Source organism: Devosia rhizoryzae (assembly GCF_016698665.1).
Lineage (GTDB): Bacteria > Pseudomonadota > Alphaproteobacteria > Rhizobiales > Devosiaceae > Devosia > Devosia rhizoryzae.
In genome coordinates this window covers 469,495-482,064 of record NZ_CP068046.1, presented here as the reverse complement: position 1 = coordinate 482,064, position 12,570 = coordinate 469,495, and the positions used below count along the sequence as shown (strand labels likewise).

The 12,570-nt window shown below is 61.5% G+C and carries 17 protein-coding genes; 9 read left to right on the top strand and 8 right to left on the bottom strand.

From position 1 onward, the window contains the following. Positions 1 to 41: 41 nt before the first annotated feature. A complete protein-coding gene (melA, locus tag JI748_RS02355) occupies positions 42 to 1,409 on the bottom strand; it encodes an alpha-glucosidase/alpha-galactosidase (protein WP_201634699.1) in 1,368 nt (455 codons plus the stop codon). 287 nt (positions 1,410 to 1,696) lie between these two features. Beyond that, positions 1,697 to 2,794: a redox-regulated ATPase YchF gene (gene ychF, locus JI748_RS02350; protein ID WP_201634696.1), complete on the bottom strand. Its 1,098-nt coding sequence runs from the start codon at positions 2,792 to 2,794 to the stop codon at positions 1,697 to 1,699. A 244-nt stretch (positions 2,795 to 3,038) separates the two neighbouring features. Here ychF and JI748_RS02345 point away from each other — a divergent pair, with 244 nt between their 5' ends. From JI748_RS02345 to JI748_RS02330, 4 genes are all read left to right on the top strand, one after another. Further along, positions 3,039 to 3,512: a MaoC family dehydratase gene (locus tag JI748_RS02345; RefSeq protein WP_201634693.1), complete on the top strand. Its 474-nt coding sequence runs from the start codon at positions 3,039 to 3,041 to the stop codon at positions 3,510 to 3,512. Further along, positions 3,509 to 4,066, top strand: coding sequence for a MaoC family dehydratase (locus JI748_RS02340; protein ID WP_201634690.1), 558 nt, complete (start codon positions 3,509 to 3,511; stop codon positions 4,064 to 4,066). The genes JI748_RS02345 and JI748_RS02340 overlap by 4 nt, the downstream gene beginning before the upstream one ends. A 31-nt stretch (positions 4,067 to 4,097) precedes the next feature. Further along, on the top strand, positions 4,098 to 4,442 hold the full coding sequence (locus JI748_RS02335) for a hypothetical protein (RefSeq protein ID WP_201634687.1): 345 nt from the start codon (positions 4,098 to 4,100) through the stop codon (positions 4,440 to 4,442). Positions 4,443 to 4,582: 140 nt separating this feature from the next. Next, positions 4,583 to 5,602, top strand: a complete 1,020-nt coding sequence (locus JI748_RS02330; RefSeq protein ID WP_201634684.1) for a TerC family protein — start codon at positions 4,583 to 4,585, stop codon at positions 5,600 to 5,602. Between the two features lie 39 nt (positions 5,603 to 5,641). Here the strand turns inward: JI748_RS02330 and JI748_RS02325 are convergent, their stop codons facing one another. Beyond that, a complete protein-coding gene (locus JI748_RS02325; RefSeq protein WP_233280593.1) occupies positions 5,642 to 6,061 on the bottom strand; it encodes a hypothetical protein in 420 nt (139 codons plus the stop codon). 159 nt (positions 6,062 to 6,220) lie between these two features. Between JI748_RS02325 and JI748_RS02320 the strand changes: the two genes are divergently transcribed. Further along, positions 6,221 to 6,622: a VOC family protein gene (locus tag JI748_RS02320; RefSeq protein ID WP_201634681.1), complete on the top strand. Its 402-nt coding sequence runs from the start codon at positions 6,221 to 6,223 to the stop codon at positions 6,620 to 6,622. A 59-nt stretch (positions 6,623 to 6,681) separates the two neighbouring features. Further along, on the top strand, positions 6,682 to 7,074 hold the full coding sequence (locus JI748_RS02315; RefSeq protein ID WP_201634678.1) for a GFA family protein: 393 nt from the start codon (positions 6,682 to 6,684) through the stop codon (positions 7,072 to 7,074). Positions 7,075 to 7,191: 117 nt separating this feature from the next. On the opposite strand, the gene JI748_RS02310 is transcribed toward JI748_RS02315, so the two are convergent. The 5 genes from JI748_RS02310 to petA all read right to left on the bottom strand — a co-directional run bounded on the left by JI748_RS02310 (position 7,192) and on the right by petA (position 10,735). Continuing rightward, positions 7,192 to 7,725, bottom strand: coding sequence for an adenine phosphoribosyltransferase (locus tag JI748_RS02310; RefSeq protein ID WP_201634675.1), 534 nt, complete (start codon positions 7,723 to 7,725; stop codon positions 7,192 to 7,194). 22 nt (positions 7,726 to 7,747) lie between these two features. After that, on the bottom strand, positions 7,748 to 7,942 hold the full coding sequence (locus JI748_RS02305; protein WP_164534480.1) for a hypothetical protein: 195 nt from the start codon (positions 7,940 to 7,942) through the stop codon (positions 7,748 to 7,750). Positions 7,943 to 8,070: 128 nt separating this feature from the next. Further along, positions 8,071 to 8,928 (bottom strand): cytochrome c1, encoded by an 858-nt coding sequence (locus tag JI748_RS02300; RefSeq protein WP_201634672.1) that lies wholly within the window; start codon positions 8,926 to 8,928, stop codon positions 8,071 to 8,073. Positions 8,929 to 8,942: 14 nt separating this feature from the next. Further along, the gene (locus JI748_RS02295) at positions 8,943 to 10,193 is read right to left on the bottom strand and encodes a cytochrome b (protein WP_201634669.1); all 1,251 of its coding nucleotides are present in this window, start codon (positions 10,191 to 10,193) and stop codon (positions 8,943 to 8,945) included. 14 nt (positions 10,194 to 10,207) lie between these two features. Then, a complete protein-coding gene (petA, locus tag JI748_RS02290; protein WP_201634666.1) occupies positions 10,208 to 10,735 on the bottom strand; it encodes a ubiquinol-cytochrome c reductase iron-sulfur subunit in 528 nt (175 codons plus the stop codon). A 221-nt stretch (positions 10,736 to 10,956) separates the two neighbouring features. On the opposite strand from petA, the gene JI748_RS02285 reads away from it, so the two are divergent. From JI748_RS02285 to JI748_RS02275, 3 genes are read left to right on the top strand one after another with little or no spacing between them, the layout of a single operon-like run. Then, positions 10,957 to 11,421: a tRNA (cytidine(34)-2'-O)-methyltransferase gene (locus JI748_RS02285; RefSeq protein WP_201634663.1), complete on the top strand. Its 465-nt coding sequence runs from the start codon at positions 10,957 to 10,959 to the stop codon at positions 11,419 to 11,421. An 18-nt stretch (positions 11,422 to 11,439) separates the two neighbouring features. Beyond that, positions 11,440 to 12,309 carry an oxygen-dependent coproporphyrinogen oxidase gene (gene hemF, locus JI748_RS02280; RefSeq protein WP_201634660.1) on the top strand — a complete coding sequence of 290 codons (870 nt, stop codon included), beginning with the start codon at positions 11,440 to 11,442 and terminating at the stop codon, positions 12,307 to 12,309. A gap of 58 nt (positions 12,310 to 12,367) precedes the next feature. Continuing rightward, positions 12,368 to 12,562, top strand: coding sequence for a DUF1059 domain-containing protein (locus JI748_RS02275; protein ID WP_164534485.1), 195 nt, complete (start codon positions 12,368 to 12,370; stop codon positions 12,560 to 12,562). Positions 12,563 to 12,570 lie beyond the last annotated feature (8 nt).

Genomic DNA, 12,570 nt, shown 5'->3' with positions numbered 1-12,570 from the left:
TTGGCGAGGGACGAGCCTAGCAGCGCTCGGAAGGGGGTGACTTACGCCACCGCGGCGTTACGGGCCCCCCGCGCCCATTTCGGCAGCCAGTCGCCGTGGGCGGCGATCAGGTCGTCGACGAGGTTCCAGATCTGGTCCAGGTCGAGCTCGGCTGCCGTGTGCGGGTCCATCATGGCGGCGTGGTAGATATGCTCGCGGTTCTCGTCGATCAGCGCGCGGACGGTCAGTTCCTGGACGTTGATATTGGTGCGCATCAGCGCAGTGAGCTGGGGCGGCAGGTCGCCGATTTGGGTGGGCTGGATGCCGTTGTCATCGACAAGGCACGGTACCTCCACCGCGGCATTGGGGGGCAGCGAGGTGATGGCGCCGTTGTTGCGAAGATTTCCGTAGATGACGGAGGGTTCGCCCGTCCAGACCGAATTGACGATGGAGGAGGCATATTCCTTGGATTGCTTGACCTCGATCTTGTCCGCTTTCTTGTAGGCCTCTGAAGTCTTCTTCCAGGCAGCGCTCTGTTCGATGCAGCGTTTTGGATATTCGTCGAGCGGAATACCGTATTTGTCGATCAGATCGTCGCGTCCGTCCTTGATGAAGTAGGGCGTGTATTCGGCGAAGTGCTCCGAGCTTTCGGTGACGAAATAGCCCAGCCGGGTCATCATTTCGTACCGCACCTTGTTGGGGCAACGCGGATTCCAGCCCGGCTTGGGTGCACGGCCCTCGCGATAGGCGCGATGGAGCTCGGGATAAAGGTCCTTGTAGCTGCCGTCGGGCTGGCGATGCTCGAACTGGAGGAAAAAAGCCATGTGGTTGATGCCGGCCGAGCGGTAGCGGATGTCCTCGTAGGGGATGCCGAGATCAAGAGCCAATTCGTGTGCCGTGCCCTGCACGGAGTGGCAGAGGCCGACCTGCCGGATCGTGGGATACTTTTCTGCTATGGCCCAGGTGTTGATCGCCATCGGGTTCACATACTGGAGCATGATGGCGTCGGGGGCGACGGCCAGCAAATCCTCGCAGATGCTCCATAGATGTGGCACGGTGCGCAACCCGCGCATGATCCCGCCGACGCCCAGCGTGTCGGCAATGGTCTGACGCAGCTTGTATTTCTTGGGCACCTCGAAATCGATGACGGTCGAGGGTTGGTAGCCGCCGATCTGAAAGCAAACGACTACAAAATTCGTCCGTTCGAGTGCACGGCGCTGGTCGGCAAAGGTCTCCACCGTGGCCTTGACGCCAAGCGTGGCGATGAGCTTGCGCGCAATGACGGCGCTTTCTTCGAGGCGAAAGGGGTCGATGTCCATCAGCCGGATCGCGGCGCCGCTCAAGGCGGGTCGCTGCAGGATATCGCCGACGATGTTCTTCATGAACACCGAGGAGCCGGCACCGATAAAGGTGATGGTAGGACTGGACATGGGACCTCCAGCGGCAGTGCGCCGCGTTTTGGAGGTCATGGTAGCGCAGTGGGAGTGCCACGCAATCGCTGCGGGAAGGTCGGGTGGTGGGTTGGTAAGAAGACCCCCACCCGGCCTCCCCCTTAAGGAGGGGGAGGAGCCACATCCGGTGTGCGGCACGGTCTTCAGTCAAGCACCGGCTGTCACCCCGGCGAAGGCCGGGGCCCATCTTGAGATATCAGGATAGGCCCCGGGTCAGGCCCGGGGTGACAATCCAGTGTGGGGGAGCCTCAGCGGAAGACTGGAGCTTACGTGTTGAACTTGAACAGCATCACGTCGCCGTCCTTGACGACATATTCCTTGCCTTCATCGCGCGCCTTGCCGGCTTCCTTGGCGGCGACTTCGCCGCCAAGGGTCACGAAATCATCGAAGCCGATGGTTTGGGCACGGATGAAGCCGCGTTCGAAATCGGAGTGGATGACGCCGGCAGCCTGGGGGGCACGGTCGCCCTTGTGAATGGTCCAGGCGCGGGTTTCCTTGGGGCCGACGGTAAAATAGGTCTGCAAACCAAGAAGGTCATAGGCGGCGCGGATCAGGCGATCGAGGCCGGCCTGGTCGAGGCCGAGCGAGGAGAGGTATTCGGCCTGTTCCTCGTCGGGCAATTGCGCCAGCTGCGACTCGATCTCGGCCGATATCACGACGACGCCGGCATCGTTGGCCCTGGCATAGTCTTCGACCTTCTTGGACAGAGCGTTGCCGGTCGCAGCAGAGCCTTCGTCGACATTGCAGACGTAAAGCGCGGGCTTGCTGGTGAGGAGCTGCAGCTCCTGGAAGGCCTTTTCTTCCTCGGCATCGCGCTTGACGAAGCGGGCGGAGCGGCCTTCGCGCAGGACGGCGAGCGAACGGTCGATCAGCTCAAGCGTGAGCTTGGCGTCCTTGTCATTGCCCTTGGCTTTTTTCTCGACACCGGCGCGGCGCTTTTCGAGGCTCTCAAGATCGGCCAGCATCAGCTCGGTCTCGACAACTTCGGCATCGGCGATCGGGTCGACGCGGTTAGAGACGTGGATGACGTTAGGGTCTTCGAAGCAGCGCAGCACATAGGCGATGGCATCGGTTTCGCGGATATTGGCGAGGAACTGGTTGCCCAGGCCTTCGCCCTGCGAGGCGCCTTTGACGAGGCCGGCAATGTCGACAAAGCTCATGCGGGCGGGCAGGATCTGCGCCGACTTGCCGATGGTCGCGAGCTTTTCGAGCCGGTGATCGGGCACCGACACTTCGCCTACATTGGGCTCGATGGTGCAGAAGGGGAAATTGGCAGCCTGCGCTGCGGCGGTGCGGGTCAGCGCATTGAAAAGCGTCGACTTGCCGACATTCGGCAGGCCGACAATGCCCATCTTGAAGCCCATGGGTATCTCCGGGAAATCGTTGCGCTCCACTTGGGTCGGAATGGGCGGGATGTCAATGATTGTGGGTAGATACCCCTCATCCGCCCTTCGGGCACCTTCTCCCGCAAGGGGAGAAGGGGAAGCCGGCTTAACCCTCTCCCCTTGCGGGAGTGGGTGGATCGGCCGAAGGCCGAGACGGGTGAGGGGTACCTTGCCCCGGACCCCAACCCATGCCAAAACCACTGTTGACGTATAGGGCAAGCCCATGACCAATCCTGTCACCGCAAACCGGCGCCACTTCGAGGATCTCGCACTGGGCGAAGTCATCGAGCTGGGACACACAGGTGTCAGCAAAGAGATGATCATCACCTTTGCGCGGGAGTTCGATCCGTTTCCGTTTCATCTCGACGAGGAAGCCGCCAAAAAGAGCCTGCTTGGCGGGCTGGCCTCGAGCGGCTGGCAGACGGGGGGCCTCAGCCTGCGCATGCTGGTGGATGCATTCCTGGGCAAGATCGCTTCGGCAGGCGGGCTTGGGTTCAAGGACCTCAAATGGAAGACGCCGGTCATGGTCGGCGACACGATCGGCGGCAGGGTGACCGTTGCCGAGCTGCGCCGCTCGGCCAGCCACCCGCAATGGGGCATTGTCACCATGGATTTCGATGTTCGCAATCAAAAGGACAAGCCAGTGCTGACGATGCGGCTGACCAATCTGGTCGAATGCCGCGAGGTTGCGGCATGACGCGCTGGTTCGAAGATATCATCATCGACGAAGCCTTTCCGCTCGGCAGCCACACCTTTACCGAAGACGAAATCATCCGCTTTGCGACGCTGTACGATCCGCAATATTTCCATGTCGATCCCGAAGGGGCCAAGCACAGCCACTTCGGTGGGTTGATCGCTTCGGGCTGGCATACGGTGAGCGTCGGGCATCGCAAGATGGTGGATGCGCTGGAGGCCGAAGAGGCGCGGCTCAAGGGTTTGGGCAAGAGCCCGGGCGTTTCCGGCCCCTCCCCGGGCGTCAACTCGATGGAATTCAAGGCGCCGGTGCGCCCGGGCGATACCGTTACCTATGAGCTGGTGGTGACCGACAAGCGCCGGTCCAACTCGATTCCTGGCTGGGGGCTGCTGTTTAACCGCATCTCCGCGATCAACCAGCGGGGCGAGCTCGTCTATCGCGCCGATCTCGTCGGCTTTTCCAAGCTGCGCGACTATCGCATGCCGGCCAAGCTCAAACTGTTGCTGGCGCTCACCAACGTTCCTGTTCTCGGAAAGCTGATCAAGAGCGGCTCTTGATCAATGGGGGGCGGCTCGGCACTGTCGAGCCATGCGCCGATTCGCCCTTGTTCTCGCCCTCACCGCTCTCTCCGCCGCCCCTGCCTTCGCGCAGGCTTTTTCAGGCAATTGGAGCTGCCGCGACGCGTCCACAAATCGCGTCGGCATTCTCACCATCTATGGCGAGGTCTATGGCTGGGCCGCCCGCGCGATGAGCGATCCTGCTTCTGGCACCGGCACCATCACCGCCTACGAGGACGGCGTGGGCTTCAATGATGGCAATCTGCGCGGCAATGGCAACATCCAGGCCGGGCGCATCATCAACGACCCGACCTATGGCTTTGCGCTACAGCTCGAGACCGCCGAAGCCATCGTCATGATGTGCAATCCGCGCTGAAACAGCTGCGACAGCGCGACCGCTTGAACTTTTCCGCCAGATAGGCATTCTAGAGAGGCAATGCCGGGCCCCTCTGGTCGTAGCGCTCTGCTACGGCGATGTCGGAATTGCTCCACTACTCTCATGGAGAAGGTCCGGCGATGGAATCGCTTTTTGCCGCCCTTTCGGGCGATTTTCTAGGTACTCCCGTTTATTTCTGGGTCGCGTTCATCGCGATCGTTATCGCTCTTCTGGTCTTTGACCTCGGCATCCTCCACAAGGACGAGCACGAGATCGAAGCCAAGGAGAGCTTGCTGCTCTATGGTTTCTACGTGCTTATTGCCCTGGCCTTCGGCGGCTGGGTCTGGTGGCAGCGCGGCGCCGAGGCAGGGCTGGAATTCTATACCGGCTATCTGCTCGAACAGAGCCTGGCGATGGACAACATGTTCGTTATCGCCACGATCTTTGGCTTTTTGGCCATCCCCCGCATCTACCAGCACCGCGTGCTGTTCTGGGGCATTCTGGGAGTGATCCTGTTCCGCGCCGTCCTGATCGGTCTCGGCGCAGCCGTGGTCAACCAGTATAACTGGGTACTCTTCGGTTTCGGTGCTTTCCTTGTGTTCACCGGCATCCGGATGTTCAGTCACAAGGACGAAGAGCCGAACCTGGATGACAACAAGACCTTCCAGTTCATCACCAAGCGCTTCCGGGTGACCAAGGAGCTGCATGGCCGTGCCTTTACGGTCAAGCAGCCCGACCCCAAGACCGGCAAGATCGTCACCTGGCTGACGCCGCTTGCCGTGGCGCTGATCATGGTGGAAGTGGTCGACCTCGTGTTTGCGGTCGACTCCGTGCCCGCCGTATTCGCGGTGACGCAGGACACGTTTATCGTCTACACGTCCAACATCTTCGCCATCCTTGGCCTGCGCTCGCTCTACTTCGCGCTCGCAGCGATGATGAACCGCTTCCGCTACCTGCAGGTGTCGCTGGCGATCATCCTGGTTCTGGTCGGTATCAAGATCTTCCTTGTGCCGCTCCACATCCACATCGATACGCTTCTGAGCCTCGTCGTGACGCTCTCGATCCTAGCGGGCGGTATCCTGTTCTCGCTGTGGAAGACGCGCAACGAGCCCAATATCAGCGCCGTCGACCATCCGGAAACCGGACAGCTCGAGCCGTAACGAAAAACCAAGGGCCGGTGGAAACACCGGCCCTTTTCTTTAACGGTAGACCGAGACGTAGACCGCCGTTCCGGTATCGCCGCGACCATAGATCTCGACCAGGACGCTTGCGCCGCCACGAACGATATCGCGGGCGGCCTGACGCTCGATCGAGCCATTGCGCAGCATCTTTTCGAGCTGGTTGCGATTGGCCTGGCTGTCGAAGAAGCTGTCGAACGTGTCGTCCGCATCGACAATACCGAAGCGATGAACGTTGGCGCGGTCCTGCCGGATGATCTGCCACGGCTCGCGCAGGCGCTCGCCGTTGGAATTATAAAGATCGTCCTCGCTGATATAGGCGACATAGCTGTCGAGCAGGTAAGCACCGCCACCCGAGCGGATCGAGCCCTGGGCATTGACTGCGGATGCCATTGCGAGTGTGGCAATGGAAGCGACGAGAAATCGAGATGAAATGCGCATGGTATGTCCCCTCACAAGCACCGCCGCAGCCTAGAACTTGGCGTGCCGATTGCAACGGGATGATGACTTGTCCGTGGGCAATAGGCTTGTGCCACCAATTTCCCCGACGTTTCGCCGCAATTGCCGTTTAGCCAAGGTTAAACGACACAGGAGATCGGCATGGGTGCCATCCACGAAATCGTCTTTGACTGTGACAAGCCGGCTGAGCTCGCCGCCTTCTGGGCAGAGCTTCTCGATGGCTATCAGGTGCGCCCTGCCCCGGTCGCTGGCGACGCCATCAGCGCAGCTCTTGGTCTTGAGATCGAGGAACCGGCCATCGTTGTCATCGATGGCAATGGGCCCTCGATTTCGTTTCAGAACGTCGATGGCCAGCGTCCGGACAACAACCGGGTGCATTTCGATGTGCAGGTGACCGATCGCGCGTCCACCGTCGAACGCCTCAAGGAAGCCGGTGCCAGCCTCGACCGCGTGCTGCCGACCTATACGGTGATGCGCGACCCCGAAGGCAATCAGTTCTGCCTTTACGATCGTCCAGCCGAAGCAGCACGCGTCGCCGCATAACTGCTGACATGCTGTGACAGTGTCGGTGCTAGGATCGTGGCACATCAAGGAGATGAGCCATGGCCACCATTGCGACCTGCCACTGCGGCGCGACCCGGATCGAACTGCCTGAAACGCCGACCAAGGGCACGCGCTGCAATTGCAGCTTTTGCGCGCGCACCGGCGCCGTCTGGGCCTATTACAAGCCGGGCGAGCTCAAGTTCCTGTCGCGCGACGGCGAATGCGATTATGCGCCGAACATGGGCCACCACCATTTTTGCGGCACCTGCGGCATGCATACCTGGGGCGACAGCCCGGATTGGGGCTCGGTCTATAATGCCGACGGCACGCCCAAGGGCGAGCCCAACGCCATGCCTACCGAGCGGCAATATCAGGTCAACCTCAACCTCATCGACGACCTGGACTGGTCGAAGATCGAGATCGAGCAGCTAGATGGGCGCAACGCCTGGTAGGCAAAGTTATCAGCAGACCTCATCCTGAGCTTGTCGAAGGACGAGGTCGTGGCACGTATCGTTGTGCCCGACCTCGCGGTTCGACAGGCTCACCATGAGGTCTCACGGAATGTGGGACTAATGGCCCTCGAAGCCCATCAGGGCGTTAACCGCAACCCCCTCTGCGGCGAGTTTTTTGGCGCCGCCGAGGTCGGGGAGGTCGATCACGAAGGCGGCGTCCTTGACCGTGGCGCCGGTGCGACGCAAGAGGCCGACGGCGGCGATGGCGGTGCCGCCGGTAGCGATGAGGTCATCGACGAGGAGCACCGTGTCCCCCTGCCCGACCACGTCGGCGTGGATCTCGATCGTGTCGACGCCGTATTCGAGCGCGTAGTTCTGGCCGATGGTTTCGCCCGGCAACTTGCCTTTCTTGCGGATTGGCACAAAACCTGTGCCCAGGGCGATGGCGACGCCCGCGCCGAAGATGAACCCGCGCGCTTCGATGCCCGCGACATGGGTTACGCCCTGGCCGCGATACTGGGCGGCGATGCGCTCGACGCTTTCCTTGAAGCCTGCGGGATGCTCGATCAGCGTGGTGATATCCCGGAACAGGATGCCCTTTTTGGGATAATCGGGGATCGTGCGGACGAGCGACTTCAGGTCGAGCGACATCGATGGCCTTGAGGATAGAGAACTAGGACTTATTACGGCCAAGCACATGCCGGGCGATGACGCCGGCATTGTAGGCGACACTGCGCGTGGTGGTGATCGCGGTTTCGCGGGCCTTTGGATTGCTGACCACAGCGGCGACGCCGGCGCGCACCACGGGATGGCGGCTGATCGTGAGGGCAGTGCTGACAACGGCTACGGCCAGGCGAACAGCGGACATCGCAATCTCCTCGAACAATTGCGCCGAATATCGTTGCTGGGGGCGGCCTTGGCAAGGGCCTCGCGCCCTTGTGGGCGCAAAAGCAAAGGGGCCCCGCAGGGCCCCTTCAAATTTTCCCACCCGAGCACTTAGTGCTCGATGCCGGCCCAGATCTTGCGCTTGGTGGCCCACATCAGGGCAGCAAAACCGACGAGGAACAGCAAGACGACGAAGCCGGTCTGCTTGCGTCCGGCCAGGTGCGGCTCGGCCGTCCACATCATAAAGGCAGCGACGTCGGTCGAATACTGTTCCAGCGTTTCTGGAACGGTCTGGCCGTCTTCGCCTGGCTCATAGGTTACCGAACCATCGGCAATCGGTGGCGCCATGCCGATGGCGTGGCCGGGGAAGTAGTCGTTGTAATACTTCCCATCCGGCAGTTCGAAGCCTTCGGGAGCCGTTTCCGGCACTTCCTCGTGGTAGCCGTTCAGCAGCGCATGGATATAGTCCGGGCCGCCTTCCTGATAACCGGTGAAGTAGTTGAACACCCAGGTCGGGAACGGGTCGGACACGCCGCGAGCCTTGGCAAGGACCGAGAAGTCCGGCGGCAGGGCACCGCCATTGGCGTCGCGCGCTTCCTGGTCATTGGCGAAGGGCGATGGCCAGCGATCGGCTGGCACGGCAGGACGAACGCCGTCGACGGCAGTCGCATCGGCCACTTCGTATTCAGCGGCGAGCGCCTTGACCTGCTCTTCCGAGAAGCCCGGACCGCCCTCTTCGTTGAGATTGCGGAAGGCGAGCAGGCGTGCGCTGTGGCAGCTGGCGCAGACTTCGCGGAACACCTGGAAGCCGCGCTGCAGCTGATGCTCGTCATAGGTGCCGAATATGCCGGCGAAGCTCCAGGGCTGACGCTCGATATGGGGCGTCGAATTGTGGTCCTGCGCTTGGGCGACGGAGCCGAGGCCGATCAGGGCGGCGACGGTTGCGATGATGATCTTGGTCTTGAACATGGATTTGGCCTCGATCACGCGTGTGCCTTGCCGAGAACGCTCTCGGAAATGCTGGTCGGCAGCGGCGCCGGTGTTTCGATCCGCGACAGGACCGGAAGGATCACCAGGAAGTGGATGAAGTAGTAGGCGGTGCAGATCTTGGCGAGGATCACGTAAATGCCCTCGGCCGGAGCGGCGCCGAGATAGGTGAGGGCAATGAAGTTCACCAGGAAGATCAGGAAGAACCACTTGAACATCGGACGGAAGTTGCCCGAACGAACCTTGGACGTATCCAGCCAGGGCAGGAAGAACAGGATCAGGATCGAAGCGCCGAAGAAGATGACGCCGAGCAGGCCCGAGTTGATGAAGAGGAAGTTGAAGTCGATGGCCCGCAGGATCGCGTAGAACGGCAGGAAGTACCATTCGGGCACGATGTGCGACGGGGTCACCTGCGAGTTGTACATAACGTAGTTGTCCGGGTGACCCAGGATGTCCGGCGCGAAGAACGCGAACCAGACGAACGGGATCAGGAACAGGACCATGCCGAAGAGGTCCTTCATCGTGTAGTACGGGTGGAACGGCACCGTGTCGCGGCTCGACTTGACGTCGACGCCAACCGGGTTGTTGTTGCCCGGCACGTGGAGCGCCCAGATGTGGAGGGCGACGACGGCTGCGATCACGAAGGGCAGCAGGTAGTGCAGCGAGAAGAAGCGGTTGAGCGTCGGGTTGCCGACGGTGAAACCGCCGCGCAGCAGCTCAAGGAGCGGCGTGCCGACGATCGGGATATAGGAGAAGATGTTGGTGATGACCTGCGCGGCCCAACCGGACATCTGGCCCCAGGGCAGAACGTAGCCCATGAAGGCAGTCGCCATGGTGAGGAGGAAGATCAAAACGCCCAGGATCCACAGGATCTCGCGGGGCGCCTTGTAGGAGCCGTAATACATGCCGCGGAAGATGTGAATGTAGAGGGCGACGAAGAACATCGAGGCGCCCACGGCGTGGAAGGCCTGGATCATGCGGCCGCCATTGACGTCACGGCGGATGTGCTCGACGGAGTCAAAGGCCATCGCCACGTTGGGCGTATAGTGCATGGCCAGGATGATGCCGGTGACGATCTGGATACCCAGACACATCACGAGAATGGCGCCGAACGTCCAGAAGTAGTTGAGGTTCTTGGGCGTCGGGAAGTCCATCAAGTGTTCTTTGGCGAAACGGACCACCGGCAGGCGATCGTCGAACCACTTCTCGACGGGATTATTCGGCGTGTAGGTCGAATGTTCGGACATCGGATATTCCCCCACTAACCGATCTGGACCAGCGTATCGCTGACGAAATTATAGGGCGGCACCACAAGGTTCTTGGGTGCGGGACCGCGGCGGACACGGCCGGCGGTGTCGTAGTGCGAGCCGTGGCACGGGCAGAACCAGCCATCGAAATCGCCCGATTCACCGACCGGGACGCAACCGAGATGGGTGCAGCTGGCGATCATCACCAGCCACTGTTCGTGGTCTGGCTTGGTGCGCTGCTCGTCGGTTTCGGGGTCCTTGAGGTCGGCCAGCGGCACGGCCTTGGCTTCCTCGATTTCGGCGGCGGTGCGGTGACGCACGAAAACCGGCAGACCGCGCCAGGTGATGGTCACCGACTGGCCTTCTTCAATGGCGCCGACATCGAATTCGATGGTGGCGAGCGCTAGGGTCGAGGCGTCGGGATTAAGCTGGTTGATCAGCGGCCAGACCACTGCGGCGGCGCCGACGGCACCGACGGCGCCTGTGGCGATATAAAGAAAGTCCCGCCGGTTGGTGGATGAATGTTCGGTGTGCGTGGCCAAGGTCCGTATCCCCGTCGATCTACACTTGACGGAGCCGGCGCCCCAAAGGTCGTCCGCGCGGGCGGAATCGACCGCGGCCGCCCTCAAGCGGTCCGTCAGTTGGCCCACCTTTTTGCACTGTCACAGAGACTTGTCCAGTGCGCGGGCCGTGACAGCGATCAACTGCGACACTATACCCGTGCACGGCCCGGAAACCGGGCGCTTTGCTCTGGAAAACCTGCTTGTCCCTCGACCTTGCCCTCTACCAGCCCGACATTGCGGCAAATACCGGAACATTGCTGCGGCTGGGCGCGTGCCTCGGCGTGCCCGTCCACGTGATCCATCCGGCAGGCTTTGCGATAACGAGGGCAAACCTGGCGCGGTCCGGCATGGATTATCTGGACCACGCCAACCTCATCGAGCATGCTAGTTTTGCGGCTTTCGAGGAGTGGCGTAGCGGGCGGCGGCTGGTCTTGCTCACCACCAAGGGAAGCCACTCGGCCTATGGATGCGACTACCGCGACGGCGACATCCTGATGCTTGGTCGCGAAAGCGCCGGCGTACCGGACGAGGTCGCGGCGATTGCCGATCTGCGGGTGCGGATCCCGATGCAGCCCGGTTTGCGCTCGATCAATGTGGCCGTGGCGGGCAGCATGATATTGGGCGAGGCCATGAGACAGATTGGCCGCTTTACACAGCTTTCCTGAAGGTCCATTCCCCCCGCCATGACCCTGCCCCACGACATCGAAGACAAGAAAATTGCGGCCAGCGCCTGGTTCCGCACGTTGCGCGACCGCATCTGCGCCGAACTGGAAGCCATCGAGCGCGAGGTCACCGGACCGCATGCCCAGATGCTGCCCGGCACTTTCGAGCGCTCGCCTTGGGACCGCGCGGCAGGTGGCGGCGGCGAGATGTCGATGCTGGGTGGCCGCGTATTCGAAAAGGCCGGCGTTCATATCTCGACGGTGCATGGCAATTTTTCGGAAGATTTTGCCAAGCAGATGCCCGGCACCGAGGCCGGAACGAGCTTCTGGAGCTCTGGCATTTCGCTGATCATCCACCCGTGGAACCCCCATGTTCCGGCAGTTCACATGAACACGCGGATGATCGTCACCGGTAAGCAATGGTGGGGCGGCGGCGCCGATCTCACGCCGGTGCTCGATGCGCGGCGGACGCAGGACGATCCCGATACGGTGGATTTTCATGCGGCGATGCAGGCGGCTTGCAACCGGCCGGGCGTCGATTACGGTCGGCTCAAGGCATGGTGCGACGAGTATTTCTTTCTTCCGCATCGCAATGAGCATCGCGGCATCGGCGGCATTTTCTACGACCACTTCAATACCGGCGATTGGGACGCCGACTTTGCCTTCACACGCGCGGTCGGCGAAGCATTCCTCGATGTTTACCCGCGTCTGGTGCGGCGCAATTTCGAGAAAAGCTGGAGCGAAGCCGAGCGTGACGAGCAGCTGGTGCGGCGCGGCCGCTATGTCGAGTTCAACCTGCTTTACGATCGCGGCACGACGTTTGGGCTCAAGACCGGCGGCAACGTCAATTCGATTCTCTCGTCATTGCCGCCAGCGGTGAAGTGGCCCTGAGGGGAACCGCGCTCGCTGCCGAGCCGTTTCCTTAGACAGCCCAAGAAGGAGGTCTGAGATGAAACGATTTGATTCCGGCACCCTGATCCCTGGTTCCACCTGGCGCGCCGAGGCCGAATCCGTGGCCGAAGTTGTTCGCCGTGCGGTCGAGAACCTCAAGAATTATCATGGCGAAACCGAAGTCCGGCCGGAAATGGTCGAGCGCATCAAGGAGCGCATCGTCGATGTCGATGACGGTGCAACCAAGCACTGAGTGATGAA

Excerpts from the sequence above, each read along its gene's own strand:
- melA (WP_201634699.1), bottom strand. The coding sequence starts at position 1,409 with ATGTCCAGTCCTACCATCACCTTTATCGGTGCCGGCTCCTCGGTGTTC.
- ychF (WP_201634696.1), bottom strand. The coding sequence starts at position 2,794 with ATGGGCTTCAAGATGGGCATTGTCGGCCTGCCGAATGTCGGCAAGTCG.
- JI748_RS02345 (WP_201634693.1), top strand. The coding sequence starts at position 3,039 with ATGACCAATCCTGTCACCGCAAACCGGCGCCACTTCGAGGATCTCGCA.
- JI748_RS02340 (WP_201634690.1), top strand. The coding sequence starts at position 3,509 with ATGACGCGCTGGTTCGAAGATATCATCATCGACGAAGCCTTTCCGCTC.
- JI748_RS02335 (WP_201634687.1), top strand. The coding sequence starts at position 4,098 with ATGCGCCGATTCGCCCTTGTTCTCGCCCTCACCGCTCTCTCCGCCGCC.
- JI748_RS02330 (WP_201634684.1), top strand. The coding sequence starts at position 4,583 with ATGGAATCGCTTTTTGCCGCCCTTTCGGGCGATTTTCTAGGTACTCCC.
- JI748_RS02325 (WP_233280593.1), bottom strand. The coding sequence starts at position 6,061 with ATGCGCATTTCATCTCGATTTCTCGTCGCTTCCATTGCCACACTCGCA.
- JI748_RS02320 (WP_201634681.1), top strand. The coding sequence starts at position 6,221 with ATGGGTGCCATCCACGAAATCGTCTTTGACTGTGACAAGCCGGCTGAG.
- JI748_RS02315 (WP_201634678.1), top strand. The coding sequence starts at position 6,682 with ATGGCCACCATTGCGACCTGCCACTGCGGCGCGACCCGGATCGAACTG.
- JI748_RS02310 (WP_201634675.1), bottom strand. The coding sequence starts at position 7,725 with ATGTCGCTCGACCTGAAGTCGCTCGTCCGCACGATCCCCGATTATCCC.
- JI748_RS02305 (WP_164534480.1), bottom strand. The coding sequence starts at position 7,942 with ATGTCCGCTGTTCGCCTGGCCGTAGCCGTTGTCAGCACTGCCCTCACG.
- JI748_RS02300 (WP_201634672.1), bottom strand. The coding sequence starts at position 8,928 with ATGTTCAAGACCAAGATCATCATCGCAACCGTCGCCGCCCTGATCGGC.
- JI748_RS02295 (WP_201634669.1), bottom strand. The coding sequence starts at position 10,193 with ATGTCCGAACATTCGACCTACACGCCGAATAATCCCGTCGAGAAGTGG.
- hemF (WP_201634660.1), top strand. The coding sequence starts at position 11,440 with ATGACCCTGCCCCACGACATCGAAGACAAGAAAATTGCGGCCAGCGCC.
- JI748_RS02275 (WP_164534485.1), top strand. The coding sequence starts at position 12,368 with ATGAAACGATTTGATTCCGGCACCCTGATCCCTGGTTCCACCTGGCGC.